General features: G+C 56.7%; 24 protein-coding genes and 1 pseudogene. 12 read left to right on the top strand and 13 right to left on the bottom strand.

The window, feature by feature from the left end:
- Nucleotides 1-387: 387 nt before the first annotated feature.
- Nucleotides 388-1,455: a hypothetical protein gene (locus KW848_RS19415; RefSeq protein WP_218537765.1), complete on the top strand. Its 1,068-nt coding sequence runs from the start codon at nucleotides 388-390 to the stop codon at nucleotides 1,453-1,455.
- Nucleotides 1,456-1,471: 16 nt separating this feature from the next.
- A complete protein-coding gene (locus KW848_RS19420) occupies nucleotides 1,472-1,825 on the top strand; it encodes a DUF1428 domain-containing protein (RefSeq protein WP_111448619.1) in 354 nt (117 codons plus the stop codon).
- A 14-nt stretch (nucleotides 1,826-1,839) separates the two neighbouring features.
- Here the strand turns inward: KW848_RS19420 and KW848_RS19425 are convergent, their stop codons facing one another.
- A complete protein-coding gene (locus KW848_RS19425) occupies nucleotides 1,840-2,034 on the bottom strand; it encodes a hypothetical protein (RefSeq protein WP_008151815.1) in 195 nt (64 codons plus the stop codon).
- A 60-nt stretch (nucleotides 2,035-2,094) separates the two neighbouring features.
- Between KW848_RS19425 and thpR the strand changes: the two genes are divergently transcribed.
- Nucleotides 2,095-2,634 (top strand): RNA 2',3'-cyclic phosphodiesterase, encoded by a 540-nt coding sequence (thpR, locus tag KW848_RS19430; protein ID WP_192409617.1) that lies wholly within the window; start codon nucleotides 2,095-2,097, stop codon nucleotides 2,632-2,634.
- A 245-nt stretch (nucleotides 2,635-2,879) separates the two neighbouring features.
- On the opposite strand, the gene KW848_RS19435 is transcribed toward thpR, so the two are convergent.
- From KW848_RS19435 to KW848_RS19455, 5 genes are all read right to left on the bottom strand, one after another.
- Nucleotides 2,880-3,977: a polyamine ABC transporter substrate-binding protein gene (locus KW848_RS19435; protein ID WP_218537766.1), complete on the bottom strand. Its 1,098-nt coding sequence runs from the start codon at nucleotides 3,975-3,977 to the stop codon at nucleotides 2,880-2,882.
- A gap of 371 nt (nucleotides 3,978-4,348) precedes the next feature.
- On the bottom strand, nucleotides 4,349-5,233 hold the full coding sequence (locus tag KW848_RS19440) for an ABC transporter permease subunit (RefSeq protein ID WP_111448616.1): 885 nt from the start codon (nucleotides 5,231-5,233) through the stop codon (nucleotides 4,349-4,351).
- Nucleotides 5,230-6,111 carry an ABC transporter permease subunit gene (locus tag KW848_RS19445; protein WP_161990859.1) on the bottom strand — a complete coding sequence of 294 codons (882 nt, stop codon included), beginning with the start codon at nucleotides 6,109-6,111 and terminating at the stop codon, nucleotides 5,230-5,232. The genes KW848_RS19440 and KW848_RS19445 overlap by 4 nt, the downstream gene beginning before the upstream one ends.
- A gap of 29 nt (nucleotides 6,112-6,140) precedes the next feature.
- Nucleotides 6,141-7,283, bottom strand: coding sequence for a polyamine ABC transporter ATP-binding protein (gene potA / locus KW848_RS19450; protein ID WP_111448614.1), 1,143 nt, complete (start codon nucleotides 7,281-7,283; stop codon nucleotides 6,141-6,143).
- A 367-nt stretch (nucleotides 7,284-7,650) separates the two neighbouring features.
- Nucleotides 7,651-8,412 (bottom strand): gamma-glutamyl-gamma-aminobutyrate hydrolase family protein, encoded by a 762-nt coding sequence (locus KW848_RS19455; protein ID WP_218537767.1) that lies wholly within the window; start codon nucleotides 8,410-8,412, stop codon nucleotides 7,651-7,653.
- A 280-nt stretch (nucleotides 8,413-8,692) separates the two neighbouring features.
- On the opposite strand from KW848_RS19455, the gene KW848_RS19460 reads away from it, so the two are divergent.
- The 9 genes and pseudogenes from KW848_RS19460 (at nucleotide 8,693) to KW848_RS19495 (ending at nucleotide 18,578) form a co-directional block, all read left to right on the top strand.
- Nucleotides 8,693-10,069, top strand: coding sequence for a glutamine synthetase family protein (locus KW848_RS19460; RefSeq protein WP_111448612.1), 1,377 nt, complete (start codon nucleotides 8,693-8,695; stop codon nucleotides 10,067-10,069).
- Nucleotides 10,070-10,278: 209 nt separating this feature from the next.
- Nucleotides 10,279-11,769 (top strand): aldehyde dehydrogenase, encoded by a 1,491-nt coding sequence (locus tag KW848_RS19465; RefSeq protein ID WP_192409614.1) that lies wholly within the window; start codon nucleotides 10,279-10,281, stop codon nucleotides 11,767-11,769.
- Nucleotides 11,770-11,824: 55 nt separating this feature from the next.
- Nucleotides 11,825-13,108, top strand: coding sequence for an FAD-binding oxidoreductase (locus tag KW848_RS19470; protein ID WP_218537768.1), 1,284 nt, complete (start codon nucleotides 11,825-11,827; stop codon nucleotides 13,106-13,108).
- A gap of 586 nt (nucleotides 13,109-13,694) precedes the next feature.
- Nucleotides 13,695-14,243, top strand: a complete 549-nt coding sequence (locus KW848_RS19475) for a cupin domain-containing protein (protein WP_007895886.1) — start codon at nucleotides 13,695-13,697, stop codon at nucleotides 14,241-14,243.
- Between the two features lie 51 nt (nucleotides 14,244-14,294).
- Complete coding sequence (locus KW848_RS19480) at nucleotides 14,295-14,603, top strand: hypothetical protein (RefSeq protein WP_218537769.1); 309 nt, start codon at nucleotides 14,295-14,297, stop codon at nucleotides 14,601-14,603.
- A 257-nt stretch (nucleotides 14,604-14,860) separates the two neighbouring features.
- Nucleotides 14,861-15,321 (top strand): annotated as a pseudogene (locus tag KW848_RS31875) (GNAT family N-acetyltransferase).
- 232 nt (nucleotides 15,322-15,553) lie between these two features.
- The gene (locus KW848_RS19485) at nucleotides 15,554-15,922 is read left to right on the top strand and encodes a hypothetical protein (protein WP_218537770.1); all 369 of its coding nucleotides are present in this window, start codon (nucleotides 15,554-15,556) and stop codon (nucleotides 15,920-15,922) included.
- Between the two features lie 254 nt (nucleotides 15,923-16,176).
- Nucleotides 16,177-17,733 carry an AAA family ATPase gene (locus KW848_RS19490; RefSeq protein WP_218537771.1) on the top strand — a complete coding sequence of 519 codons (1,557 nt, stop codon included), beginning with the start codon at nucleotides 16,177-16,179 and terminating at the stop codon, nucleotides 17,731-17,733.
- Nucleotides 17,730-18,578 (top strand): HNH endonuclease, encoded by an 849-nt coding sequence (locus KW848_RS19495; protein ID WP_218537772.1) that lies wholly within the window; start codon nucleotides 17,730-17,732, stop codon nucleotides 18,576-18,578. Before KW848_RS19490 ends, KW848_RS19495 begins: the two co-directional genes overlap by 4 nt.
- A 116-nt stretch (nucleotides 18,579-18,694) precedes the next feature.
- Here the strand turns inward: KW848_RS19495 and KW848_RS19500 are convergent, their stop codons facing one another.
- From KW848_RS19500 to KW848_RS19530, 7 genes are all read right to left on the bottom strand, one after another.
- Nucleotides 18,695-18,988 (bottom strand): fructose-bisphosphate aldolase, encoded by a 294-nt coding sequence (locus tag KW848_RS19500; protein WP_218537773.1) that lies wholly within the window; start codon nucleotides 18,986-18,988, stop codon nucleotides 18,695-18,697.
- Between the two features lie 568 nt (nucleotides 18,989-19,556).
- Entirely contained in the window at nucleotides 19,557-19,775 is a 219-nt protein-coding gene (locus KW848_RS19505; protein WP_218537774.1) for a PLD nuclease N-terminal domain-containing protein, read from the bottom strand.
- Nucleotides 19,776-19,969: 194 nt separating this feature from the next.
- Entirely contained in the window at nucleotides 19,970-21,385 is a 1,416-nt protein-coding gene (locus KW848_RS19510) for a cytosine permease (RefSeq protein WP_218537775.1), read from the bottom strand.
- A gap of 443 nt (nucleotides 21,386-21,828) precedes the next feature.
- Entirely contained in the window at nucleotides 21,829-22,977 is a 1,149-nt protein-coding gene (argE, locus tag KW848_RS19515; protein WP_218537776.1) for an acetylornithine deacetylase, read from the bottom strand.
- Nucleotides 22,974-23,651 carry a DUF1028 domain-containing protein gene (locus KW848_RS19520; protein ID WP_218537777.1) on the bottom strand — a complete coding sequence of 226 codons (678 nt, stop codon included), beginning with the start codon at nucleotides 23,649-23,651 and terminating at the stop codon, nucleotides 22,974-22,976. Before KW848_RS19520 ends, argE begins: the two co-directional genes overlap by 4 nt.
- A 166-nt stretch (nucleotides 23,652-23,817) precedes the next feature.
- Complete coding sequence (locus KW848_RS19525; RefSeq protein WP_008027166.1) at nucleotides 23,818-24,234, bottom strand: RidA family protein; 417 nt, start codon at nucleotides 24,232-24,234, stop codon at nucleotides 23,818-23,820.
- 24 nt (nucleotides 24,235-24,258) lie between these two features.
- Nucleotides 24,259-25,569, bottom strand: coding sequence for an NAD(P)/FAD-dependent oxidoreductase (locus tag KW848_RS19530; RefSeq protein ID WP_218537778.1), 1,311 nt, complete (start codon nucleotides 25,567-25,569; stop codon nucleotides 24,259-24,261).
- Between the last annotated feature and the right edge of the window lie 25 nt (nucleotides 25,570-25,594).

Consider the following 25,594-nt stretch of genomic DNA (forward strand, 5'->3'; position numbering starts at 1 on the left):
GCTCAGTGTCATGGCCGTCAGGGCCAGGCAGGTCAGGAGATGGATAATCATGATTCGCCCCTCCGATGCGGGGTTTTGCGTTGGGTTAGGGCTGATCCTACGCTGACGGTTTTTACGCGAAAGGCATTCGCGGCGATGGTGAATATCGACATAAGTGATGGTGGGATCTTCGCCGTCTGATCCGGCCTCTTCGCGAGCAAGCCCGCTCCCACATTTAACCGAGTTCTCCCGGATGAATGCGGTCGAATGTGGGAGCGGGCTTGCTCGCGAAGAGGCCCTTAAGAACACCTCAACCCCAAGCGAACAAACACCGCCACCTATACTCAAATTAATAGACCTTTGAACCACCGGACATCCCGTTCGGGCAAGTCTGTAGGAACCGCGATCTTGAACGTGCGTTCGCTGATCGTCGCCGTGTTGGTGGTGTTGGCGGGATGCGTCACGACTGCGCGTGCCCCGGTGGAAGTGGTGCCGGTGGTTGTTCCCCAAAGCACCTGGCAGATGGTCGACCAAGAGATTGTCGCGGCGTCGCAATCGGCCACCGAGCAGACCAAAATCTACGCGCGCGGTGCCATGGATTACTGGCGAACGCGGGTCTATCAACTGACCGAAGAGAACTTCATTCCCTGGTTCAGCAGTTACTGGACCCAGGAATGGCTGTCGATGAAGGTCAGCTGGTACACCATCAGCGCCAAGGGCGAGCAGGATGCCTCGGCCAAGCGCCTGGCAGCCTATCTGCTGGAGCAATACCAACAGCGCGTGCTGGCGCCGGTCTCGGTGGAAATCGATCCCGATGCGATTCTCGGCCAGGCAACGGCGTTCTACGTCGACATCCTTCAGGAAGAACTGCAGAAAATCTCCCAGCGCCACGGCGTGCCGATGGCTCAGCTCAATGGCCGAATCCAGAAAATCCCCGCCATCGCCCTCGGGCCACCGCCTGCCCGGGACGCTTCGCTGTATCAAGTGGTGCACACCCAACCACTGAATACGCTGCCGGCCTATGCGGCGCTGATCGAGAAAATCCACAAGGCCGGCGGTGACAAGGGGGTGGCTTCGACAGACACCGCCATGGCCCCGGTGGCCAAGCGCGCCAGCAAGCGGATGGAAGCCGAAATGGCCCCGCGAGGGGCGGCCAGTGCAGTGGCCGCGGCGGCAGGGAAACTGGCTGGAGGACTGATTACCGTGGGGGTAGCGGGAATTCGCGCCTTGATCCAGGCCAGTGACCGACCTGACAGCGAAGCTCTGATTCGCAGCAGTCTGGGTAACACGTTCGACAGAGCCTGGCTGAAGCTGGTGCAAAACCCGACCACCGGCGTGATGGCCGGCACGTTTTACATGGCGGCGCAGATCGAGGGCAATCTGGCGGGGAGCGCCGAAGTACCGTCGGTCAGTTCGGGCGGTGGATCTGTCGATTGGGCACCGACGGAATCGACTAACCAGCAGATCGCCCCATAACCCAAGGAGAACGACCATGTCCTACGTTGATGGCTTCATCGCAGCCGTACCCACCGCCAACCGCGAAAAATTCAAGAAGCACGCCGAAACCGCCGCGGTCATTTTCAAGGAAAGCGGCGCCCTCAGCGTCGCCGAATGCTGGGGCGACGACGTCCCTGACGGCAAAGTGACCTCGTTTCCGATGGCAGTAAAACTCAAGGAAGACGAAACCGTGGTGTTTTCCTGGATCATCTGGCCGGACAAGACCACCCGCGATGCAGGCATGGCAAAACTCATGAACGATCCGCGCATGCAACCGGACGTCAACCCGATGCCATTCGATGGTCAGCGGTTGATCTTTGGCGGGTTCGAAATGATCGTCAAAGCCTGAAACCAACGACAGGATCACTCCGGCGTCGGAGTGGTCCTGCAACTCTTGCGATTACGAATCTCGCTGTCCGTCGGCCGCTCTTTAATGAACTCGAAGCGCGGCTCACCTTCGTTGTAATGAACCAGCCAGCCCCATTCCAGCTCGGACTCATCCTGACCGGGTTTCGGTGGCACGGCCCACCACGGTTCCTTGCTGATGATCTCGCGCATGGCCCCCTCCAGTTGAATCGTTTGCATGAACTATAACTTGGATGTCAGGAGGTGCCAGAGATGAGCGACGAATCCCATGAGCCGTTAAAACGACTGTTTTTTGCCCTGAACTGCACACCCCAGCAACGTCGGGCCATCGCCCAATGGCGCAGCGCGCTTGAGCTCAGGAACGGACGCCCGGTGCCGGTGGAAAACTTTCACCTGACGTTGAAGTTTTTGGGGGCTGTCGAAGTGGCGAAAATCGCCGATATCTGCACGGCCGCTGCCAACATTCGAACGCCGGGTGTGCCTTTGAGGGTGGCGCTTGATCGGCTGGATGTCTGGCGCAGGGCAGGGGTGTTGGTACTCGCGTCGGAGCAGGCATCACCGCAGTTGCTGCGGCTGGTGTATGCGCTTGAGCAGGCAATGCTGCCGTTCGGGTTTGAGGATTCGCCGAAGGAGTTTCGCCCGCACCTGACGCTGATGCGTGATTACCGGGTGCCGGTGCCTGAGTCAGCGACGCCGCCCGAGTTCTATCTGCGGGCCGATCACTTCACCCTGTTCGAATCCCATAAGGGCCGCTACCGAGCGCTGGCCGAGTGGCCGCTCGTCCTCTCATAAAAAAAGGCGCCCGAGGAGGGCGCCCAAATTCACCTTAACCGAGGAAGCCAGGTGAGGCCGTTCTGCAGACAGGAGTGCAGCGGTGGTAAGGCGCTACGTGAACGGAAAACAGGAAAACAACATCGATCAAATGTGAGAGCGGGCTTGCTCGCGAAGGGGCCGTCACATTCAACATCGATGGGGACTGAACCACCGCTTTCGCGAGCAAGCCCGCTCCCACATTTGATCGGTGGTGTTGCATATTTTTATTTGCCGAGCTTCACCCGCGTCCACCCGCGAGTCATCACCCGCTGAACGCCAATCGGCATGTCCGGAATGGCATACAACGTCGCCATCACAGCCTGCGACGGATACGAACCTGGATCATCGCGAATTGCTTCATCCACCAACGGCGTGGCCGCCGCGTTGGCGTTGCTGTAGCCGATGTTGTTGGTGATCTCGGCGATGATGTCCGGGCGCATCAGGAAGTTCATGAACAGGTAAGCGTTTTCCACGTTCGCCGCGTCCCGGGGGATCGCGACCATGTCGTAGAAACTGCCCGCGCCTTCCTTGGGAATGCTGTAATCGACCTTCACCTTATCGCCCGCTTCCTGAGCGCGCGCCTTGGCTTGCAGCACATCACCGGAGTAACCGACCGCCACGCAGATGTTGCCGTTGGCCAGGTCGGAGATGTATTTCGACGAATGGAAGTACGCCACCGACGGCCGAATCTTCATGAACAGCGCTTCCGCTTCGGCGATCTGATCCTTGTTCTGCGAATTCACCGGGTAACCCAGATAGTGCAGGGCGGCCGGGAGCATCTCGGTCGGCGAATCCAGGAAACTGATGCCGCAGGCTTTCAGCTTCGCGGCGTTTTCCGGTTTGAACAGCAAGTCCCAGGAATTGGTCGGCGCGTTGCTGCCGAGCACTTCCTTGACCTTCTCCGGGTTGAAGCCAATGCCGATCGAGCCCCACATGTACGGGAAGGCGTGGCCGTTATCGGGATCGCTGGCGGAAGCGTTTTTCAGCAGGACCGGGTTGAGGTTTTTCCAGTTCGACAGCTTCGACTTGTCCAGTTCCTGATAGACGCCGGCCTTGATCTGCTTGGCCAGGAAACTGTTGGACGGCACGACGATGTCGTAGCCGGATTTGCCGGCGAGCAGCCGTGCCTCAAGGGTTTCATTGCTGTCGAACACATCGTAGGTCACGCGGATCCCGGTCTCGTCTTCGAACTTCTTGACGGTGTCCGGGGCGATGTAATCCGACCAGTTGTAGATGCGCAGTACCTTGTCATTGGCCTGGGCGCCGGTGGCCATCGCGCCCAATAAGGACAGTGTCAGCAGAGTCCTGCCAAACATTTTCATCGGTACAACTCCATTTCTTTTTTTATTCAAAATCACACAGCAAAAATGCAGTGAACACAAAACCTGTGCAGTGAACACAAAACCATTGCAGTGAACCCAAACCCTGTGGAGTAAACCCAGAACCTGTGGAGTAAACCCAGAACCTGTTAAGTGAACACAAAACCTGTGGTGAGGGGATTTATCCCCGTTGGGCTGCGAAGCAGCCCCAAAACCTGCAACCGCGGAGTATCAGGTACACCGCATTCACTGGTTTTTACGACTGCTGCGCAGCCGAACGGGGATAAATCCCCTCGCCACAGAGTTTGGGTTTACTCCATAGGTTTTGGGTTTACTCCACGGGATTATGCTCACTTAACCCATCGGCAATGGCACTAGGCCGTCGCTTCTACCATTTGTTTTTCAGGTTGCTGCCAGGATTCGCTGGCGGTCTGGTCCATCGCTTCCTGGATCGCACGTTTGCGTGTCGCTTCGGCGCGGCGGCTGAAGAACCAGACCATGAAGGTCACGATCGATACGGCGAGCAGAATCAGGCTGGCCACGGCGTTGATCTCAGGCTTCACGCCCAGACGCACCGCCGAGAACACTTCCATCGGCAGGGTCGTCGAACCCGGGCCGGACACGAAACTCGCCAGCACCAGGTCATCCAGGGACAAGGCAAACGACATCATGCCGCCGGCCGCCAGTGACGGCGCGATCATCGGAATGGTGATCAGGAAAAACACCTTGAACGGCTTCGCCCCGAGGTCCATGGCCGCTTCTTCGATGGACAGGTCCAGCTCACGCAAGCGCGCCGAAACCACCACCGCCACATACGCCGCACAGAACGTGGTGTGGGCGATCCAGATGGTGACGATGCCACGTTCCTGCGGCCAGCCAATCAACTGCGCCATCGCCACGAACAGCAGCAACAGCGACAGACCGGTGATCACTTCCGGCATCACCAGCGGCGCCGTCACCAAACCACCGAACAACGTGCGGCCCTTGAAGCGCGTGACGCGAGTCAGCACAAACGCCGCCAACGTCCCCAGCGCCACCGCGGCAATCGCGGTGTAGCAGGCGATTTCCAGCGAGCGCACTACCGAGCCCATCAGTTGCGAGTTATCGAGCAGGCCGGCGTACCACTTGAACGACCAGCCACCCCACACCGTCACCAGTTTCGAGGCGTTGAACGAGTAGATCACCAGAATCAACATCGGCAGGTAGATAAACGACAGGCCGAAAATCAGCATGAACTTTGAAAATCCGAAGCGTTTCATCCCCGTGCCTCCATCTCTTTGGCCTGGCTGCGGTTGAACAGCAGAATCGGCACAATCAGGATCAACAGCATCACCACCGCCAGGGCAGACGCCACCGGCCAGTCGCGGTTATTGAAGAACTCTTGCCACAGCACGCGACCGATCATCAGGGTCTCCGGGCCACCCAACAGCTCCGGAATCACGAACTCACCGACCACCGGAATGAACACCAGCATGCAGCCGGCAATGATCCCGTTCTTGGCCAGCGGCACGGTGATTTTCCAGAAGTTGTTGAAGTTGCTCGAACCCAGGTCCGAAGCGGCTTCCAGCAGGCTTTGATCGTGCTTGACCAGGTTGGCGTAAAGCGGCAACACCATGAACGGCAGATACGCATACACCACGCCGATGTACACGGCGGTATTGGTGTTGAGGATCTCGATCGGGTGATCCGTCAGCCCGGTCCACATCAAAAACGCGTTGAGCAAACCGTTGTTGCTGAGGATGCCCATCCACGCGTAAACGCGGATCAGGATTGCGGTCCAGGTCGGCATCATGATTAACAGCAGCAGAACGTTTTGTGTTTCCTTGCTCGCTTTGGTGATCGCATAGGCCATCGGGAAACCGATCACCAGGCACATCAGCGTGCTTAAAAACGCCACCTTCAACGAGCCGAAGTACGCCGAGATGTACAACTCATCCTGGGTCAGCAACGAGTAGTTGCCGAGGTTCAGCAACAGCTGGAATTTCTGCTCGGCGAAGGTGTAGATCTCCGAGTAAGGAGGAATGGCCAGGGCCGCTTCCGAGAAGCTGATCTTCATCACCAGGAAGAACGGCAGCATGAAGAACAGGAACAGCCACAGGAAAGGAACCCCGATGACGAGTTTTCGACCACTCGGCATCAGCCGCATAAACTGCTGATTGAGTGTTTTCATGAGCGCAGTACCACGCCGCTGTCGTCTTCCCACCACACGTAGACCTTGTCGTCCCAGGTCGGACGGGCGCCACGGCGTTCGGCGTTGGCCATGAACGACTGCACGATCTTGCCGCCAGGCAATTCCACGTAAAACACCGAGTGGCCGCCGAGGTAGGCGATGTCATGCACCTTGCCGCTGGACCAGTTGTAACGGGTATCCGGTTGGGTGGTGCTGACCAGCAGTTTTTCCGGGCGAATGGCGTAAGTGATCGACTTGTCCTGCACCGAGGTGCTGACGCCGTGACCGACGTAAATCTTCTGCTCCAGGTCCGGGCTGTGAATGATCGCGTGACCTTCCAAGTCCTCGACCACGGTGCCGTCGAAGGCGTTCACGTTGCCGATGAACTCGCAGACCATGCGGCTGACCGGCGCTTCATAAATGTCCACCGGGCTGCCGATCTGCGCGATCCAGCCGAGGTGCATGATGGCGATGCGTTGGGCCATGGTCATGGCCTCTTCCTGATCGTGAGTCACCATCACGCAGGTCACGCCGACGCGCTCGATGATCTCGACCAACTCCAGTTGCATCTGCGAACGCAGCTTTTTATCCAGCGCACCCATCGGTTCGTCGAGCAGCAACAGCTTCGGACGCTTGGCCAGGGAGCGAGCCAAGGCCACACGCTGACGCTGACCGCCGGACAACTGATGGGGTTTGCGCTTGGCATATTGGGTCATGTGCACCAATCGCAGCATCTCTTCAACGCGGGCGTCGATTTCGCTGGTGGACAGACGATCCTGCTTCAGCCCGAACGCGATGTTCTGCGCCACCGTCATGTGTGGGAACAGCGCATAGGACTGGAACATCATGTTGATCGGCCGTTCGTACGGCGGCATGTCGGTGATGTCGACACCGTCGAGCAGAATCCGCCCTTCGGTCGGACGCTCGAAACCTGCGAGCATGCGCAGCAGGGTCGATTTGCCCGAACCGGAACCGCCGAGCAGGGCGAAGATTTCCCCTTGATGGATCTCAAGTGAGACATCGTCCACTGCGGTGGTTTCGTCGAATTTCTTGGTGACGCGGTCGATTTTCACCAGCACCTTTTTCGGTGACTGGTGACCTTCAAGAGCCTTCCTGTAGATGCTGGAGGCGTTTGCCATGTGAAACTCCCAACAGGTTTCAGTCGTCGGGCCAACGCGGCCTGACTTAATAGTTGATTGCAAGCCCAATCCGTACGACGCCAGTCAACTCAACGGTGATCCCCAGTGGGAGCGGGCTTGCTCGCGAAAGCGGTGTATCAGGCAGCATCAATGTCGACTGACACTCCCTCTTCGCGAGCAAGCCCGCTCCCACAGGGGGGGCGTTTGACTCACTGGCATCGCCCGGCCTGGGCTTATTCGGCGCCGCCGTCCTGGCTGCCTGGTGGTACTTGTTGTTATCGCGTTTGTTGGTGTCGTGAGGGACCGGCGCGCAAAGGCACGCCCGCCTGACTCACGGGGGCAGTAAATTGATTAATCGAGTGTTAAGTCAGCGCTTGTTACGTAGCGCCGCCCGTCGCCGGCATGCATCACCGAACGCCTGGAAAATACTCAAATAAGGAGGATTCGAAAGCACCTGCCATTCCGGGTGCCATTGCACACCGACGGCGAAGGTCGGGCTGTGTTCCACCGAGATCGCTTCGATCAGACCATCCGGCGCGACGGCTTCCGCACGCAGGCCGGGCGCCAGTCGGTCGATGCCCTGGCTGTGAATCGAATTGACCTGGAACACCTGTGGCAAATCCAGCGCCTGGAACACACCGCCCGGTTGCACGTTGACCGCATGCGCCGGTGCGTATTGCACCGCCAGGTCCGGATGATTCGCTTCCCGGTGATCCCGCATGCCGGGGAGTTCGTGGACCTTCTGATGCAGGCTGCCGCCGAACGCCACGTTCATTTCCTGAAAGCCCCGGCAGATGCCGAGCACCGGAACGCCCGCCGCAATGGCTGCACGCAATAAGGGAAGGGTGGTGGCATCCCGTTGCGGATCGTGATCCGTGCCGGGGGCGCTGTCGGGGCCTTGATAGTGGAAGGGTTCCACATTCGAGGGCGAGCCGGTCAGCAGCAGACCGTCGAGCTGCGCGAGCAGGTCATCGATTTCGGTCAGGTCGCCTAAGGAAGGAATGATGACCGGCAGCCCCAAAGCCGCGATGCTGACAGCACGCAAGTACTTGTCGCCGCTGACATGGTAGGGGTGCAGGCCAATCTGTTTGACGCACGCTGTAACGCCGATCAATGGCTTGAGTGCCATTTTTATCACCTCGAAGTTTCACACTTGAACGAGCTTTTCCGGAGCTTAGCCTTGTTGATTTTAATTAACAACTCTCATGTAAAAAATTCTAAACGCCGCACGTCCGATCTTCAGGGTTTACGCGGGGCGCAAGACTGATTTGGCACTCTCACGCCCAAGAAAGGCCCGAAAATAAAGGTTGAGAGGCCAGGTGTTCGCTATTGACTTCACTTTGCCGTTCGGGTTGACTGGGCTCGCAACAAGGTAGTGAACATAATAATTAACAGCTAATAGGTGCATCATGTCGGTCCCTCTGCGTACCGTTCAACTCAACGAAGCAAACGCATTCCTTAAGAAATATCCTGAGGTTTTGTACGTCGACCTTCTGATTGCGGATATGAACGGTGTGGTGCGCGGCAAGCGCATCGAACGCACCAGTCTTCATAAGGTTTACGAAAAAGGCATCAACCTCCCGGCGTCACTGTTTGCTCTGGACATCAACGGTTCTACGGTGGAAAGCACCGGCCTGGGTCTGGACATCGGTGACTCAGACCGAATCTGCTTCCCCATCCCCGATACCCTCAGCATCGAGCCCTGGCAGAAGCGCCCGACCGCGCAACTGTTAATGACCATGCACGAACTCGAAGGCCAGCCGTTCTTCGCTGACCCTCGCGAAGTGCTGCGTCAGGTCGTGAGCAAGTTCGATGCAATGGGCCTGACCATCTGCGCCGCGTTCGAACTCGAGTTCTATCTGATCGACCAGGACAACGTGAACGGTCGTCCGCAATCGCCACGCTCGCCGGTTTCCGGCAAACGTCCGATGTCGACTCAGGTGTACTTGATCGACGACCTGGACGAATACGTCGATTGCCTGCAAGACATCCTCGAAGGCGCGAAAGAGCAGGGCATTCCTGCTGACGCCATCGTCAAGGAAAGCGCCCCGGCGCAGTTCGAAGTGAACCTGCATCACGTCAACGACCCTATAAAGGCTTGCGACTACGCGGTGTTGCTCAAGCGTCTGGTGAAGAACATCGCCTACGACCACGAGATGGACACCACCTTCATGGCCAAGCCATATCCGGGCCAGGCGGGCAATGGTTTGCACGTGCACATTTCGATTCTCGACAAAGAAGGCAACAACATCTTTGCCAGCGAGGATCCCGAGCAGAACGCCGCACTGCGTCACGCGATCGGCGGTGTGCTCGAGACCCTGCCGGCGCAGATGGCGTTCCTCTGCCCGAACGTCAACTCGTACCGTCGTTTCGGCGCGCAGTTCTACGTGCCGAACTCGCCGAGCTGGGGCATCGACAACCGTACCGTTGCAGTACGTGTGCCGACCGGTTCGCCGGACTCCGTGCGCATCGAACACCGCGTAGCGGGCGCCGATGCCAACCCTTACTTGTTGATGGCGTCGGTCCTGGCCGGTATTCACCACGGCCTGACCAACGAAATCGAGCCGGGCGCACCGGTTGAAGGCAACAGCTACGAGCAGAACGAGCAGAGCCTGCCGAACAACCTGCGCGATGCACTGCGCGAGCTGGACGACAGCGAAGTCATGTCGCGCTACATCGACCCGATGTACATCGACGTGTTCGTGGCGTGCAAGGAAAGCGAGCTGGCCGAGTTTGAGAATTCCATCTCGGACCTTGAGTACAACTGGTATCTGCATACGGTTTGATGAGCCAAGTGGTGTACGCATTCTCTGCATACACCACCAATCAAATGTGGGAGCGGGCTTGCTCGCGAAGGCGGTGGATCAGGCGGCATCGGTGTTGACTGATCCACCGCTTTCGCGAGCAAGCCCGCTCCCACAGGGGGCTGCATTTCAACTCCCTGGTTGGGCGGCATTCAGTCCCACTACTTTTTCCTCTGCGTCGAGTCACAACCATGACAAACACTCGCAGCGACTGGGAGCAACGCTTCCAGTCCCTAACACTCGAAGGCCGCGCATTCATCGACGGCCAATACTGCCCGGCACTCAGCGGCGACACCTTTGAATGCATGAGCCCGGTCGACGGCCGCTTCCTGGCCAACGTCGCCAGCACCGACGAAGCCGACGCCAATGCGGCAGTCGCCGTCGCACGTCGCACCTTCGAATCCGGCATCTGGGCCAATCTCGCCCCGGCCGAACGCAAGCGTACACTGATCCGCTTCGCCGACCTGATCCTGGCCAACCAGGAAGAACTCGCCCTGCTCGAAACCCTCGACATGGGCAAACCGATCAACGACTCGATGAACATCGACATCCCGGCGACCGCCAACGCGATCCGCTGGAGCGCCGAAGCCATCGACAAGATCTACGACGAAGTCGCCGCCACACCGCACGACCAACTCGGCCTCATCACCCGCGAACCTGCGGGCGTGGTCGCCGCCATCGTGCCGTGGAACTTCCCGCTGATCATGGCCAGCTGGAAGTTCGCCCCAGCCCTCGCGGCGGGCAACTCGTTCATCCTCAAGCCTTCGGAAAAGTCGCCACTGACCGCGATTCGCATCGCCCAACTGGCACTGGAAGCGGGCATCCCGAAAGGCGTGTTCAACGTCCTGCCGGGCTACGGTCACACCGTCGGCAAGGCACTGGCGTTGCACATGGACGTCGACGTGCTGGCCTTCACCGGCTCGACCGCGATTGCCAAGCAACTGCTGATCTATTCCGGCCAAAGCAACATGAAACGCGTCTGGCTCGAGGCAGGGGGGAAGAGCCCGAACGTGGTGTTCGCCGACGCGCCGGATTTGCGCGCGGCAGCACAAGCGGCGGCGGGTGCGATTGCCTTCAACCAGGGCGAAGTCTGCACCGCCGGTTCGCGCTTGCTGGTGGAGCGTTCGATCCGCGAGCAGTTCATTCCGCTGCTGGTGGAAGCGCTGCAAGCCTGGAAACCGGGACACGCCCTCGATCCGGAAACCACCGTCGGCGCGGTCGTCGATCAGCGCCAACTGGACAACGTGCTGCGCTACATCCAGGTCGGCAAAGACCAGGGCGCGCAACTGATCGCCGGCGGCAGCCGCACCCTCGAAGCCACTGGCGGCCTGTACGTGGAACCGGCGATCTTCGACGGCGTGACCAACGCCATGACCATCGCCCGGGAAGAAATCTTCGGCCCGGTGCTGTCGCTGATCACCTTCGACACCGAGGAAGAAGCGCTGGCCATCGCCAATGACAGCATCTTCGGCCTGGCCGCAGGCGTGTGGACCAGCAACCTCAGCAAGGCTCACACCTTCGCTCGCGGTTTGCGCGCCGGCAGCGTCTGGGTCAACCAGTACGACGGCGGTGACATGACCGCGCCGTTCGGCGGGTACAAGCAGTCGGGTAACGGTCGGGACAAATCGCTGCACGCGTTCGACAAATACACCGAACTCAAAGCGACCTGGATCAAGCTCTAACACCTATAAAAAAGCGACGGCCGCCGGCACATGCCAGCGGCCATCGGAGAAACCTATGAAACAAGCACATGTAAACAGCTACTACGCCGCCACCCGCAACTTCACCGGTGACTTCCCGGTGCTCGAACAAGCGGTAGATTGCGACGTCTGCATCATCGGCGCCGGCTACACCGGTTTGTCCTCGGCCCTGTTCCTCGCCGAAGCCGGCTATAGCGTGACCGTACTCGAAGCCGCCAAAGTCGGTTTCGGCGCCAGCGGTCGCAACGGCGGCCAACTGGTCAACTCCTACAGCCGCGACGTCGATGTCATCGAAGAACGCTACGGCGACAAAACCGCCGAAGTCCTCGGCAGCATGATCTTCGAAGGCGCCGACATCATCCGTCAGCGCATCCAGCACTACGACATCCAGTGCGACTACAAGCCCGGCGGCATCTTCGCCGCGCTGAACAAAAAGCAGCTCAAAGGCCTGGCCGAGCAGAAAAGCAGCTGGGAACGCTACGGCAACAAAAACCTGAAAATGCTCGACGCGGCAGACATCAAGCGCGAAGTGGGTTGCGACAACTACGTCGGCGGCCTGCTCGACATGCAGGGCGGCCACATCCACCCGCTGAACCTGGCCCTCGGCGAAGCCTCGGCCATCATCGGCCTGGGCGGCAAAATCTACGAACAATCGGCCGCAGTGGAAATCACCTACGGCGAACCGATCACCGTGCGTACCGCCAAAGGCGTGGTCCGCGCCAAGTATCTGCTGATCGCCGGCAACGCCTACCTGCCGCAAGACCTCGACAACCGCGTCACGCGCAAAAGCATGCCGTGCGGCTCGCAAATCGTCGTGACCGAACCGTTGTCCGAGAAGGTTGCGCGCAGCCTGATCAAAAACAACTACTGCGTGGAAGACTGCAACTACCTGCTCGACTACTACCGCCTCACCGCTGACAACCGCTTGCTGTACGGCGGCGGCGTGGTCTACGGCGCCCGTGAACCGGACGACATCGAGCAGTTGATCAAGCCGAAAATCCTCAAGACCTTCCCGCAACTGAAGGACGTGAAGATCGACTACCGCTGGACCGGCAACTTCCTGCTGACCATGTCCCGCATGCCGCAATTCGGCCGCATCGAGAAAAACGCCTACTACATGCAAGGCTACAGCGGCCACGGCGTCACCTGCTCGCACCTGGCCGGCAAACTGATCTCGGAAATGATCCGCGGCGACGCCGAACGCTTCGATGCATTCGCCTCACTCCCGCACATGCCCATGATCGGCGGCCGCACCTTCCAGGCCCCACTCACCGCCATGGGCGCCGCGTACTACGCACTGCGTGACCGATTCGGCATCTAACCTCTATGCAGATACTGTGGAAACACCACTGATCAACTGTGGGAGCGGGCTTGCTCGCGAAAGGGCACTGTCAGCCGCCATCAAAGTGGCTGACACACCGTTTTCGCCAGCAAGCTCACTCCCACAGCAGATCGATGATGGGCACAAACCTATGATCGCCCACGCCAAAACTGTGGGAGTGAGCCTGCTCGCGATGACGGCGGCACAGTCAACATTGATATCGACTGACACACCGCCATCGCGAGCAAGCTCGGCTCCTACGAGATGTTTGGCAGACACAAAATCCGTTATCAACCAAAACCAAACTGTGGGAGCGGGCTTGCTCGCGAAGAGGCCCTGCCAGCCACCATCAATCCCAACTGACACACAGCAATCACATCCACAGTCTGCACAGCCAAACCACCCAACCCCAGGCCAAAACAACCTTTTTACCCAACCATTTATCGAACCTGCTGAGCAACACCACCAAACGTGATTTAATACCCGCCTTTCAAATTTCCGGGACAGGGAAGCGGTGTTTTTCGCGGCCAAAAGTCGCCCGCCATCCACCCCCATAACCCTTAAGTATTCTTCGCATAAGGCTGTCATGGACACGGGCTCACGACTCAAACTAGTACGCGAAAGCTACAAACTCTCCCAGCGCGAGCTGGCCCGGCGTAGCGGCGTCACCAATGCCACCATCTCCCTGATCGAACAAAATCGCGTCAGTCCCTCCGTCAGCTCCCTGAAAAAACTGCTCGAAGGCATACCTATGTCTTTGGCGGACTTCTTTACCTTTGATCAGCCGCCGCGCGAGCATCAATACGTGTTCCGCGCTAATGAACAGCCGGATCTCGGGCGTCATGGGTTGCGGTTGTTGTTGATTGGGGCATCGGTGCCGAGTCGGCAGATGCGGCTGTTGCGCGAGCAATACGCGCCTGGGGCGAGTTCGGGGGAAGAGCCGATTGTGCATTCGGAAGGGGAGGAGTGTGGGCTGGTTACGCGGGGGACGGTTGAGCTGACGGTTGATGGGCAGATTAGTGTGTTGAATGCTGGGGATGGGTATTACTTTCCGACGACGTTGCCGCATCGGTTTCGGAATATTGGGGCGGATGAGGCGGAGATTATTAGTGCGAATACGCCGGCGAACTTCTGATGAGTTACACACCCACTAAACGCTGAATGTTTTTTTAAATGGAGCTAAAAGATGTTCGATACTTGGGGCGGGCGAGGCGAGTTTGATTACGAAGGCGATCTTCAACAAGGCACAACCATAATTTACGGCCGAGGTCGTCGCCTGGTCATAAATTCTCAGCAGTATCGGCAACTCCTGACAGAGTTTGCAGGTCGGACAATACCAGTTACCCCATCCCGAACAGACGCTGGAGCAGGCAGTCTCGAAGGTTGGCTCAATCAGAATGTCACTCGCACAGCTATCGCCAGCTATGTTGCTCCGATTCTAATTTTGGAAGGGGCAGCAACTCGGACTGAAGGTGGAATTCAGTTCAATCGCTAATGCATGTTGTTTGATTTTCGGTACGGCGAGGAAACGAGACGCCTATTTTTTTACCAAAAATTGACAACCCGGACCATCCCAAACGCTACAGACCTATGACCTACACACGCCACGTGAACATGATGTGCTCCTCCATTACCGGTTCCGGCGGGCCATGAGGTCACACGTTCATAGGATTTGATGTGGTTACCCAAAGCCCCGCCAGAAATGGACGGGGCTTTTTAGTACTCCGTCCACAGATGATTACGGAGCATGAAATGTTCGAAATTAGACGCGCCAAACCAAGTGATGCCCAAACCGCATTCGACATTCGTCTTCAAGCTATACGGCACCAATGCATCGGCGCCTATACCATGGAACAAATGCTCGCCTGGACGGCAGGAGCTGCCTATGGTGGGTATGGCAAGTTGATGGATATGCACTTTGATCTGGGTTGTATTGACGGTGAGCGGGGGGCCACGGGATGCTGGATCTGGAGAACTGCGAAGTTGGTGCGATCTTCGTGCTTCCGGGTTTTATGCGGCAAGGCGTTGGTTCGAAAATCCTGAATCACTTCGAAGGACTGGCGCGGGATTAAGGAGGTCATTCTAGATGCCACGTTAAACGCGGCAGATTTTTATGGCGGTGCGGTTATGTCGGTGACGAGCCGGCTATTTATCATTCACCTTCTCGGCTTCAGCTAGCATGTGTGCCTATGGTTAAGGGGCTTTTGCTTTGATAGAGGAAGTGGGTTGGGGGACTGGGTGGGCACGTCCGGCTATGTGTAGGGGGGATTTTTTTTCATAAGAAAGAGTGTTGCGATCCGCAGTCGCGTCCGGTCCAACGCCGCATCCAATGATCGATTGTGCTCTGGCCTTTACACATGGTCATGAAGGATCGTTTACCAGTGATGGCATTTTGGGTGTGGATCGGCATATCCTGTCCCGAAATCAATTCATCAGGGACGAGACATGAAAAAAGCAACGCTGGCCCTTTTTGTGGCTTTCACGCTTAACGGTTGCGCGACTTCGCATTACACAAGTGGCAGAGACTTCCCCACAGAGAACGTCCCGAGCATCGTCAAAGGAAAAACGACTGCAAGTAACCTCAAAACCCTTTTTGGCGAACCCTTTGCCAAGAGCCCGGTAAATGAAACTGATGAAAAGTGGGTTTATACCTACGCCACTGGGTCTGCTCACGCCCAAAGTTATGTGGTCACGATGAAAGTAACTACCACTGGAACGCAGAAGGCTTTGGATGTGTTAATGCGTGATGATGTGGTGATTAACTATACGTTTACTGAAGGGGCTGCACCTAGCAACAGTACATCTACAGAGTAGTAAGTGTGGTAAAAAAAACAGGCAGGATTAATTTTAGCTCTAGGGCGTGAAATCTGATCTGTTTGTTTTTCTAGTTATTGCTTTGTTCGTGATTTTTGCTGCTTGGATTTTAGATTTTTTGAGGGCTGAAAAATAAATGTCTAATCATTAATTGCTTATTGATGTTTTTTAAAGTGCGTGATGAGTTGATCCTGGGTTTTTAAGTTTTGCTAGGATTGCTGTAGGCGATATTTTATGGTGTGTGAGGGGGCGTTATGGGTTTTGTTTTTAAAGTTGTTAAAAGTGGTTCTGCGATACGCGGTATCCATAAAAATACAGCATTCCTTATTGAAAATAATTGGGATGATTATGGTTTCAAAACACAGTTTTATTTAGTTGTGCATGATCAAAGTGGCGTGGCCCATGATATAGGAAGCTTAAAGATTGGGTATGTTGATCAAGTGATTGGGTGGACAAGTGCGAAATTGTCAGGTGAATTCCCTGCTTTGAGTAATGGCTTTTTTTCTTTGGGACAAGAAGCTGAGTATTACTTAAAGTTGAGGAGGGTTTTTTCTGGGGCCGGGATTTACAGTTTTCTTTCATCTTTGTGCGATGTTGTGGTTGATAAAGGGGGCCTGCAGGTTGCAAAGCAACAGCAGGTTTTTAAAGAATCATTATTGAGAGGAGGTAGTCTTTCATCAATCGATGTTCAGTATCGTAGGGTCGTAGATGGGGGGAATTTACTTACCGATTTTGATTTTCGATATATTTTGCCGGCTGCTCAAGATGTTGCTGGATTTAGCTTGGATTTTTCAGTAATTGAAAGCTCTAAGCCGTCAACCAATATGCATGTACTGATCGGAAGAAATGGGACTGGTAAAACTACCTTATTAAATGGGATGGTGGCAGCTGTTTTAGGGCAGCAAAGCGAAAATGGCGGAAGGTTTTCAACATTATCCTATCAAGGAAAGGAGAGATCGCTACCATCAGATTATTTTAGTAGTGTGATTTCCGTTTCTTTTAGCGCATTTGACCCGTTTATTCCTCCCCCGAACCAACCTGATAGAACTAAAGGGGTTTGTTATTACTACGTCGGATTGAAACAGATTGTCGGTTCTAGTCCTGGAGAATTTTTACTTAAAACGTCAGAAAAGCTGTGTTCTGATTTTGTTGAAAGTTTAGAGTCTTTTTTTGGTACGGCAAATAAGAAAGAGCAATGGTTGCAAGCGATATCTAAGTTGGAGTCTGATACGAACTTTGCAGAGACTAAGTTGTCTGGTTTGGCCGGCATGACTGATGCCAAAAGTTTGCGAGAGCGTGCAGGAACTTTATTTTTATCTTTGAGTTCAGGGCATGCAATTGTTTTGTTAACTATAACTAAACTGGTTGAAACAGTAGATGAGAAAGCACTTGTGCTTTTGGATGAGCCGGAAAGCCATCTTCATCCTCCTCTACTTTCGGCCTTTACTCGCGCACTTTCGGATTTATTATTAGCAAGAAATGGGGTTTCTATAGTTGCTACTCATTCCCCTGTAGTCCTTCAGGAAGTACCTTCCTCTTGCGTTTGGAAACTCCGTCGTTCTGGCCATGAAGGGACGCAAGAACGACCGACCATTGAAACATTTGCGGAAAACGTCGGAGTTCTTACCAGAGAAATCTTTGGGTTGGAAGTATCAAAGGCAGGCTTTCATGATCTTCTGGCTGAAGCGGTAACTACGGGGGCAAGTTATACGGAAATTGTAGAAGAGTTTGGCGGGTATTTAGGGTATGAAGGAAAATCAATATTAATGGCTTTGCTTTCAAATAGAAAAATTGAAAGAGGCGGAATATGAAGGCATTAAAAAAACCTACGGTTTCTGCTGAAGACTCTTATCGGGCTTGCTTGAGTGGTGTGTTAAAAGTTGGTCTGAAAGCCAGAATTCAAAATTTTGAAGAGTATTATCTTGAAGCAGCAGAGCAGTATCTGGGGTTTGCAGGAAAATCTTTGCTTTATACTTTCGAGAAATTTGATGGGGCAGATGATGATGTAGTTTTCAGCGAGGTAACGAAGGGTGAACTGAAGAGTTTTTATACGTACTACATGGTTGATGAATCTAAGCCTGGTCGTGATATTTATCTGAAAATAAAAAATAGTGCAGCTATATGCCCTATCTGTGGGTTTGGTCATGTGTATACGCTCGATCATTATCTGCCTAAGGCTAAGTACCCGGCTCTATCCATACTTCCAGTTAATTTAGTTCCGGCTTGTCAGGACTGTAATAAGATAAAAAGAGAAGGAGCTCCGAGCAGTTTAGGAGCGCAAGTGATCCATCCTTATTTTGATAGGGATCGGATAATTAATGATCAATGGCTTTTTGCTAGGTTGGAGACGATTGACCCAGTTACTTTTGAGTTTTATGTGTCGACGCCTTATGCTTGGCCTCCTGAGTTAGTTGACAGGGTGAACTCCCACTTCAGGGATTATCAGTTGGCCCGAAGGTTTGCGGTGCAGGCCGCGGAAGGTTTTTCTTCGCTCAGAGAACAGCTGAGAAGTTCTATGAGGTTGGGTGGTTGTTCTTTGAGGGATTTGATTTGGGATATGTCTACAAGCGCGTTAATAAGTGCTCCGAATTCTTGGTATTCTGCTATGTGTCAAGCGCTTGCCAGAAGTAATAATTTTTGTAGCTCTAAGCCGTAAAGAATGAAACGGTTTCCAGCTAATGGTGGGGATGGGGGATTTAAATCTATGTTAGAAAATAGTAAGCCGTAAAATAAAAACCCACATTAAGGCGGGTTTTTAATGTATGAAAATTATCAATGATCGTTAGGTGTATCAAACCCACGCTGCTCAATCACCCGAAACACATCGCTTACATCCTGGATCATGATCCGGGCGATGTTGGTGACGGTGTTGATGTCGTTTTCAGCGTAGTCGGGGAGGCTGGTGCAGGCCATGAGGTTGAGGTATTTGAGGACGGCGCTGAGGCGTTCGCTGACGCAGTTGTGGAGTTCGCGCAGCGGGGCGTCGCTGTCGATCAGCAGGACGGGGTAGTCGGTGGCGAATTGGGACATGGGGGTGAAGCGGCGAGGCGGATTGTTCATGGTCATAAGTAGTTCTCTATGGAAGTAGATAGAGGCGCCACCTTTTTGCTGCGAAACAATTGGGTGGCAGTTGTACGCGGGTTCGCAGACCGAGAGATGACCGACACCCGGCAGACTCGAAAGTCTCCCACGCACAACCGCCATGAAATGAAACGCGGGCGAATATTGCCAGAGTTCTCATTCGACGGTATTGGTCATCTCTTTATTAGGGCTGCGAAACCCATCGCCAATTGTGTAAGCGACGGGTCGAATATAGGCGTCCATTTTTGTGCTCACAACCGGGCTGTAGGACGGTTGGGCGTTTGTTGTGACAAGGCTGAATGCCACTGTTTTCGGGCTTGTCGCGGTGATTCGGGTCGTGTGGAGGACCTTGGGAAATTAGGGGCAGGTTTTGGGGCCGCTTCGCGACCCAACGGGGATAAATCCCCTCGCCACAAAGGGTAAATTCCTACGCGAATTTCGGATGTCAGGTTTATGAAATCGGGTGGTCAGGACCAACAAAGCCCCGAATCTTCGGGGCTTTGTTGTTTGCGATTGGGCAGTTCAAAAAATACTTGCCGCACAGCATGCAACGTTATTGCCTGGCCTGCGGTGAATACGGGTTCTGATCGGTGTGTTTCGGTCCGGCCAGTGCCCACGCTATCAGCCCGAACAGCGGTACAAACACGATTACCACCATCCAAACGAGTTTGTTGCTGGATTTGCCTTCGGCTTTGCGCACTTTGTTGATTGCCCATACCTCGACCAGCACAAGTATTGCGGCGAGTACGATCCAGATGGTTTCGGTTTGCATGGGTCACCCTCCTGATAGTCATTCAGTTAGGTGGGTGGGTGTGGGCGGGGTTCATTAAATTTCGGGGTTTTTGGGTAGTCGCGGGCAAGGCGCAAGTGGGGTTGCTCGCGATGGGGGGCTGTCAGCTAAATCAATATTGGCTGTCATGGCCTCATCGCGAGCAGGCTCTCTCCCACAGGGGATTGGGGGGTTAGTTAGATCGAGTTGGCGAGTTTTCCGGTTGAGAGGCGGCGTTTGTAGGCGGTGTCGCGGTTGGCTAGCCAGTAGTAGAGCGGGGAGGTGATCAGCAGGCCGACCAGCCAGGACAAGTCAGCGCCGTTGATGTGTTCGGAGATGGGGCCGACGTACAGCGGGGTATTCATGAAGGGGATCTGCACCACGATCCCAATCGCATACGCCAACAACGCCTGCGGGTTGTACCGCCCATAGATTCCGCCATCGACCTTGAAGATCGAACCAATGTCGTACTGACCTTTGTGAATCGCATAGAAGTCGATCAGGTTGATCGCGGTCCACGGCACCAGCACCACGAGCAGCACCAGCACCATGTCGACGAAGTGGCCGATGAAGTTGGCGGAGGCGCCGACGGCGGCGAAACAGCAGGCGGCGAGGACGATGACCGAGAGGACGGCGCGGCTTTTGGCGGTGGGGATCCAGCGGTAGGCGAAGGTTTGGACCAGGGTGATCAGCGACAGTACGGCGCCGTAGAGGTTGAGGGCGTTGTGGCTGATGACGCTGAGCAGGAACAGCACGAGCATCAGTGGGCCGATGGAGCCGGTGGCGAGTTTGACGGCGTCCATGGTGTCCATGCCGACGGGTGTGGCGAGGACGGCGACGGCGCCGAAGATGAACGAGAGGCTGGAGCCGAGCACGGTGCCCAGGTAAGTGGTCCAGAACGTTGCGGCCACGGGCACGTTGGCGGGCAGGTAGCGCGAGTAGTCGGAGACGTAGGGCGCGAAGGCGATTTGCCAAAGTGCAGCGAGCGATACGGTGGCGAGCCAACCGGAGATGTTGAAGCTGCCACGGGTGAGGAAGTCGGCGGTCTGCACGTGGGTGAAGATGTAGCCGAAGCCCAGCACGATGCCGGCGCCGAGCACCCAGGTGCCGATGCGGTTGAGCACGTGGATGAAGCGGTAGCCGATGATGCCGATGATGCCCGAACCGAGGGCGCCGATGACGATGCCGACGGGCACCGGCACGCTGTCGACCACGCCGTGCAGGGATTTGCCGGCGAGGACGATGTTGGAGGCGAAGAAGCCGATGTACATGATGCCGGCGATCAGCACTACCAGCAGTGCGCCGAGGGAGCCGAACTGGGCGCGGCTCTGGATCATTTGCGGAATGCCCATTTGCGGACCTTGCGCCGAGTGCAAGGCCATCAGCACGCCGCCGACCAGGTGGCCGACGAGGATGGCGATGATGCCCCACACCAGGTTCAGGTGGAACATTTGCACGCCGAGGGCGCCGGTGACGATGGGCAACGGTGCGATGTTGCCGCCGAACCAGAGGGTGAACAGGTCGCGGGTTTTTCCGTGGCGATCTTCGGGCGGCACGTAGCCGATGGTGTGTTTTTCGATGAGCGGGGCGGAGGTTGTTGCTGCGGTAACCATGACGGACTCCAAGGCAATTTGAGTACGTGGACGTACTTCGGTGAGCGCTGCACGGGGGCGACGCTTTTCTTGTTGGAGTTGATGATGTGCGGTGGGGAGTGAGAGATAAATTAGTAAGTTTGTGGGTATAGACGCTAAAAAATGTATGCCAGTGGCGTTTAGGAATTCCCCAGCCGGGCGCTGTTTTGTGGCGAGCGAGCTTGCTCGCGCTGGGCTGCGCAGCGGCCCTGAAATTCTGCGAGTTGACTGGCTATTTTTGTGAGTGCTGCGCACTCAAGCGGGAGCAAGCTCCCTCGCCACAGAGTTGTCTGCGAATGCGGCAATTGTGGGAGCGGGCTTGCTCGCGATACGGTGGGTCAGCTGCATTGATATTGGCTGACATGGCCTCATCGCGAGCAGGCTCACTCCCACAGGGGGTTTTGGGTGTTCTGGATCTTTGTGATTCAGCTGATCGATTGCAGCATTCGTTGCAGCATAGTGTCGCAGGCTGTGAGTTGTTCGAGGCTGACGAATTCGTTGGGTTTGTGGCCTTGGTCCATGCTGCCGGGGCCGCAGACGACGGTGGGAATGCCTGCTGCGTCGAACAGGCCACCTTCGGTTCCGAAGGCTACGGTGCCGAACTCTCGGGAGCCGGAGAACGCAGCAATCAATTCAGCCGCTTCGCTGTGCGCATCGGTCGCCAAACCGGGATACGCCGACAACTCGCTGAAGCGAATCTCGCTCTGTTCACTCACTGCACGCATGCGCGGCAAGACCTGTTGCTCGGCGTAGGCCTTCAGCTCCTGCGCAACCTCACTCGGATCATGCGAGGGCAGGGCGCGGATTTCGAAGTCGAAGCGGCAATCGGCGGGGACGATGTTCAAGGCCTTGCCGCCGGAAATGACGCCGGTTTGCACCGTGCTGAACGGCGGATCGAAACGGGTGTCGTGATGCTCGGGCGCTTTGAGCCGGTTGCCAATCCGCCCCAGTTCACCGATCAGTTCGGCGGCGTATTCAATCGCATTGACCCCAAGCGGTGCGTACGCCGAATGGCACGCTTCACCGTGAATATCGCAGCGCATCGCCAGTTTGCCTTTATGGCCCAGCACCGGTTTGAGCTCGGTCGGTTCACCAATGATGCAGAGCATCGGTTTGACCGGACGCTTTTCCAATTCCGACAGCAACGAACGCACACCCAGGCAGCCGACTTCCTCATCGTACGAAAGCGCGATGTGCACCGGCAGCCGCAGCGTGGCGTTCACCAGCGACGGGACCAGGGCGAGTACGCAGGCGATGTAGCCTTTCATGTCCGCCGTGCCGCGACCGTACAACTTGCCGTCGCGCTCGGTGAGTTCGAATGGCGCAACGGTCCACGGCTGGCCGTCGACGGGCACCACATCGGTGTGCCCCGACAGCACGATGCCCGGCCGGTCCGCCGGGCCAATGGTCGCGAACAGGTTGGCCTTGTTGCGCTGCTCGTTGTAGACCAGCTCGCAAGGCACGTCGAAGCGTTCAAGGTAGTCGCGGACAAACTCGATGAGGTGCAGGTTTGATTCGCGGCTCGTGGTGTCGAACGCCACCAAGGTTTTCAGCAAATCGAGGCTGTTGCTCATCGGTCGTCTCCGGCGACGCCGTAGCCAGGGGATTTGTCGGGGGCCAGGGCGCGGTCGATGTAGTCCTGGACCTGTGGGCGATAGGCGTCCCAGAGTTTCTCAAGCTGGCCGATTGGATCGTGATCTGCCCAATCCACCCGCAGGTTTATGATCGGCCAGGTCAATTCGCCGACCACCACCACCGCCGCCGAATGCACCGGCCCGGCTTCACCGCCCGCGGCGATGGCCGCTTTCATGGCCGCGAGCAGGCGGTCGGTCAGTTGGCCTTCACCATGCTCGAACGCCTCGACCATGGCCTCGATCACTGCACGGTCCGCCAGCATGTTGCCGGCCGCGACGCATTGGTCACCGGAGACGGCGTTGTGGTTGCCCAGGGTTTGTGCGCCGCTGAAGTGCGCGGTTCGGCCGAGGTGGTCAATCGCCGTGATCTGGCGATATTGGCTGTAGCCGTTGCGGGTCAGGACTTTGTCCAGTGCCTCGGCCGGTGCAAGGCCCTGTTCCATGAGGGCGAGGACTTCCGGGCCGAGTGACGGCAAGGTGATGTTTTGTGTGGAAACGGCGCCGACGCCGGGCAGCAGCCAGGGACAGCGGGCGCCGACGGCGATGCTTGAGGAACTGATCGCAATGCCGAACTGACCGGTTTCGGGGCAACGTGCTGCGATGGAGAAGGTCATGGGTTTTGCTCCTGGTTTAGCCTTGGCAAAGTGGGTGTCTGGGCGGGCCCCTTCGCGAGCAAGCCCGCTCCCACATTTGATCTGCGTCGCACACACACTATGTGTTCGCTGAAGATCCCCTGTGGGAGCGGGCTTGCTCGCGAAGGCCGCGCCTCGGTCTACTTCCTTACTCAGGAATCACCGCAATCACATCAATCTCCATCAACCACTGCGGTTGCCCCAACGCCGACACCACCAACCCGGTCGAAATCGGAAACACGCCCTTAAGCCACTTGCCCACTTCCTGATACACCGGCTCGCGATACCGCGGATCGATCAGGTAGGTGGTGGTTTTCACAATATGGCTGAGGTCGCTACCAGCCTCTTCCAGCAACTGTTTTACGTTGCGCATGGCTTGCTCGGTTTGCGCTCGCGGATCACCGAGGCCCACCAGGTTGCCTTCGAAATCAGTCCCGACCTGGCCGCGAACATAAACGGTGTTGCCGGCCCGGACGGCTTGGCACAGGTCATTGTCCAGGCTCTGGTTCGGGTAGGTTTCCTTGGTGTTGAACATGCGAATACGGGTATGGGTTGGCGTGGACATTTGAAGCTCCTAAAGAAAAATGGCTCAAGCGCTGACGGTTGCTTTATGGGCGGCCGGGACGGTTTCAGCCTCGCGTTGCGCGGCGTCGTGGTAGTCGAGGTAGGAACGCTGGATGGCGATGTGATCAGCCACGTACTTGGCGTCGTGCCAAACGCCCCAGATGAACGAAGACCCGCGACGGGACTGCCACGGCAGGCCGAGGAAATACACCCCCGGCTCGCTCGAGACGCCGCGCTGATGCGCTGGTTTGCCGTTGTCGTCAAAGGCATCAACCTTGAGCCAGCTGTAATCCGTGGCAAAACCGGTGGCCCAGATGATCGAGGTCACGCCGGCCTTGGCCAGATCGAGCTCAAGAATCGGGTGAGTCACGCATTCCGGATCGGAAAAGGTAATACGCGCTTCAGGTTCTTCTGGCAGGTCCAGACCGTTGCGCTCGATGTAGGCATCGGCGGCATTGAGCAGCGCCAGATAGTTCTCATCGCCGCGCGCCAGGTTCTCGGCAAGGTTCGGTTGAAAAGTCGCTACGCCGCCGTTGAACGATTGGGTCAAACCCACCAGCGTCATGCCGCGATGAGCCAGACCACGGAAGTCCACGGTGCGGCCGCCATGCGCGCCGCTCACGGCGATGGTCACGTGTTCCCGGCCGGGTTTCATCGCCGCCTGATCCCACTCGCCGAGCACACCCAGCCACCAGCAGAAATCACGGTTGCGATAGGCGCGAGGAGGGCGGTCGTGGGCGCCGACCGAGAGGTAAACCTTCTTGCCGGCCCGCTGCAGTTCATCAGCGATTTGCACGCCTGACGACCCGGCACCGACCACCAGCACTGCACCCTCGGGCAGTTGCGCCGGGTTGCGGTATTCGGCCGAGTGGATCTGGGTGAATGGCTGATCTTTCGGCGCGATTGGCGGGATAACCGGACGCTGGAAAGGCCCGGTGGCAGCCACTACGCGGTTGGCTTCGATCACGCCTTCAGAGGTTTCAATGGTGAAGCCCGGGCGACCGACATTGCGCTCAACGTTCAGCACGTCCACGCCGGTGCGGATCGGGGCGTTGAATTTTTTGGCGTAGGCTTCGAAATAGTCGGCAACCCGCTCTTTCGGGGCGAAGTCGTCGGGGCTGAGGTCGTCGAAATCGAGACCGGGAAAACGGTCGTGCCAGGCCGGACCATTCGCCACCAGCGAATCCCAGCGCCCGGTGCGCCAGCGTTCGGCGATACGGTTGCGCTCCAGTACCAGGTGCGGCACGCCGAGTTTGCTCAAGTGTTCACTCATGGCCACGCCAGCCTGACCGGCGCCAACAATCAGCGTATCTGTTGTTATTTTTTCAGTGGTCATCTCTACACCCTTCGAAGTTGGATTT

It is taken from the genome of Pseudomonas sp. PDM25 (assembly GCF_019219045.1).
Classification (GTDB): Bacteria; Pseudomonadota; Gammaproteobacteria; order Pseudomonadales; family Pseudomonadaceae; genus Aquipseudomonas.

Coding starts and splice junctions, on each gene's coding strand:
- KW848_RS19470 (WP_218537768.1), top strand. CDS start 11,825: ATGAAACAAGCACATGTAAACAGCTACTACGCCGCCACCCGCAACTTC.
- potA (WP_111448614.1), bottom strand. CDS start 7,283: ATGGCAAACGCCTCCAGCATCTACAGGAAGGCTCTTGAAGGTCACCAG.
- thpR (WP_192409617.1), top strand. CDS start 2,095: ATGAGCGACGAATCCCATGAGCCGTTAAAACGACTGTTTTTTGCCCTG.
- KW848_RS19440 (WP_111448616.1), bottom strand. CDS start 5,233: ATGAAACGCTTCGGATTTTCAAAGTTCATGCTGATTTTCGGCCTGTCG.
- KW848_RS19505 (WP_218537774.1), bottom strand. CDS start 19,775: ATGCAAACCGAAACCATCTGGATCGTACTCGCCGCAATACTTGTGCTG.
- KW848_RS19520 (WP_218537777.1), bottom strand. CDS start 23,651: ATGACCTTCTCCATCGCAGCACGTTGCCCCGAAACCGGTCAGTTCGGC.
- KW848_RS19460 (WP_111448612.1), top strand. CDS start 8,693: ATGTCGGTCCCTCTGCGTACCGTTCAACTCAACGAAGCAAACGCATTC.
- KW848_RS19445 (WP_161990859.1), bottom strand. CDS start 6,111: ATGCCGAGTGGTCGAAAACTCGTCATCGGGGTTCCTTTCCTGTGGCTG.
- KW848_RS19500 (WP_218537773.1), bottom strand. CDS start 18,988: ATGACCATGAACAATCCGCCTCGCCGCTTCACCCCCATGTCCCAATTC.
- KW848_RS19425 (WP_008151815.1), bottom strand. CDS start 2,034: ATGCGCGAGATCATCAGCAAGGAACCGTGGTGGGCCGTGCCACCGAAA.
- KW848_RS19530 (WP_218537778.1), bottom strand. CDS start 25,569: ATGACCACTGAAAAAATAACAACAGATACGCTGATTGTTGGCGCCGGT.
- argE (WP_218537776.1), bottom strand. CDS start 22,977: ATGAGCAACAGCCTCGATTTGCTGAAAACCTTGGTGGCGTTCGACACC.
- KW848_RS19485 (WP_218537770.1), top strand. CDS start 15,554: ATGAAAAAAGCAACGCTGGCCCTTTTTGTGGCTTTCACGCTTAACGGT.
- KW848_RS19420 (WP_111448619.1), top strand. CDS start 1,472: ATGTCCTACGTTGATGGCTTCATCGCAGCCGTACCCACCGCCAACCGC.
- KW848_RS19455 (WP_218537767.1), bottom strand. CDS start 8,412: ATGGCACTCAAGCCATTGATCGGCGTTACAGCGTGCGTCAAACAGATT.
- KW848_RS19475 (WP_007895886.1), top strand. CDS start 13,695: ATGGACACGGGCTCACGACTCAAACTAGTACGCGAAAGCTACAAACTC.
- KW848_RS19465 (WP_192409614.1), top strand. CDS start 10,279: ATGACAAACACTCGCAGCGACTGGGAGCAACGCTTCCAGTCCCTAACA.
- KW848_RS19435 (WP_218537766.1), bottom strand. CDS start 3,977: ATGAAAATGTTTGGCAGGACTCTGCTGACACTGTCCTTATTGGGCGCG.
- KW848_RS19510 (WP_218537775.1), bottom strand. CDS start 21,385: ATGGTTACCGCAGCAACAACCTCCGCCCCGCTCATCGAAAAACACACC.
- KW848_RS19495 (WP_218537772.1), top strand. CDS start 17,730: ATGAAGGCATTAAAAAAACCTACGGTTTCTGCTGAAGACTCTTATCGG.
- KW848_RS19525 (WP_008027166.1), bottom strand. CDS start 24,234: ATGTCCACGCCAACCCATACCCGTATTCGCATGTTCAACACCAAGGAA.
- KW848_RS19490 (WP_218537771.1), top strand. CDS start 16,177: ATGGGTTTTGTTTTTAAAGTTGTTAAAAGTGGTTCTGCGATACGCGGT.
- KW848_RS19480 (WP_218537769.1), top strand. CDS start 14,295: ATGTTCGATACTTGGGGCGGGCGAGGCGAGTTTGATTACGAAGGCGAT.